A 1,442-nucleotide genomic window follows, 5' to 3' on the forward strand; every position below is an offset into this window, starting at 1 on the left:
TGGCGAACGTGAAGGCAGGTGCTGCCGACATGGAAGCTGTCAACCTGAAGCAGTTGAAGGATGCAGGCCTGACGACCGACACGAACGGCACTGTGACGAACGCCTTCGTTGCATACGACAACGCCGCCAAGAACTCGGTGACGCTGGGTGTCGGCACGGCTGGTGCGCAGATCCACCAAGTCCTGGCAGGTACGGCTGACGCGGATGCCGTCAACCTGAAGCAGTTGAAGGACGCGGGTCTGAAGACGGACACGAGCGGCAACGTGACGAACGCATTCGTCGCATACGACGACTCGACGAAGGGCAAGGTCACGCTGGCGGGCGGCACGGCCGGCACGACGCTGGCAAACGTGAAGGCTGGTGCAGCCGACATGGAAGCTGTCAACCTGAAGCAGTTGAAGGATGCAGGCCTGACGGTCGGTACGGGCGGCAACGTGACGAACGCATTCGTCGCATACGACGACTCGACGAAGGGCAAGGTCACGCTGGCAGGCGGCACGGCTGGCACGACGCTGGCGAACGTGAAGGCTGGTGTGGCCGAAATGGACGCAGTGAACGTCAAGCAATTGACGGATGCGGGCCTAAAGACGGATACGAGCGGCAACGTGACGAATGCATTCGTCGCATATGACGACTCGACGAAGGGCAAGGTCACGCTGGAAGGCGGGACGGCCGGTACGACGGTGGCGAACGTGAAGGCTGGTGCAGCCGACATGGACGCGGTGAACGTCAAGCAACTGAAGGACGCGGGCCTGAAGACGGACACGAGCGGCAACGTGACGAACGCATTCGTCGCATACGACGACTCGACGAAGGGCAAGGTCACGCTGGCAGGCGGCACGGCCGGCACGACGCTGGCAAACGTGAAGGCAGGTGCTGCCGACATGGAAGCTGTCAACCTGAAGCAGTTGAAGGATGCAGGCCTGACGACGGATACGAACGGTACTGTGACGAACGCATTCGTCGCATACGACAACGCCGCCAAGAACTCGGTCACGCTGGGTGTTGGCACTGCTGGCGCGCAAATCCACCAAGTCCTGGCAGGTACGGCTGACGCGGATGCCGTCAACCTGAAGCAGTTGAAGGATGCAGGCCTGAAGACGGATACGAGCGGCAACGTGACGAACGCCTTCGTTGCATATGACGACTCGACGAAGGGCAAGGTCACGCTGGCAGGCGGTACGGCCGGCACGACATTGGCGAACGTGAAGGCAGGTGCTGCCGACATGGAAGCTGTCAACCTGAAGCAGTTGAAGGATGCAGGCCTGACGACCGACACGAACGGTACTGTGACGAACGCATTCGTTGCATATGACGACTCGACGAAGGGCAAGGTCACGCTGGCAGGCGGTACGGCCGGCACGACATTGGCGAACGTGAAGGCAGGTGCTGCCGACATGGAAGCTGTCAACCTGAAGCAGTTGAAGGATGCAGGCCTGACG

Annotated in this window: 1 pseudogene; it reads left to right on the forward strand. The window is 61.2% G+C overall.

Annotated features, from left to right (window positions below):
• Positions 1–29 precede the first annotated feature (29 nt).
• A pseudogene (locus AWB65_RS34865) lies at positions 30–1,442 on the forward strand (YadA-like family protein); the annotation flags it as partial.

The organism is Caballeronia humi (genome assembly GCF_001544475.1).
Lineage (GTDB): Bacteria > Pseudomonadota > Gammaproteobacteria > Burkholderiales > Burkholderiaceae > Caballeronia > Caballeronia humi.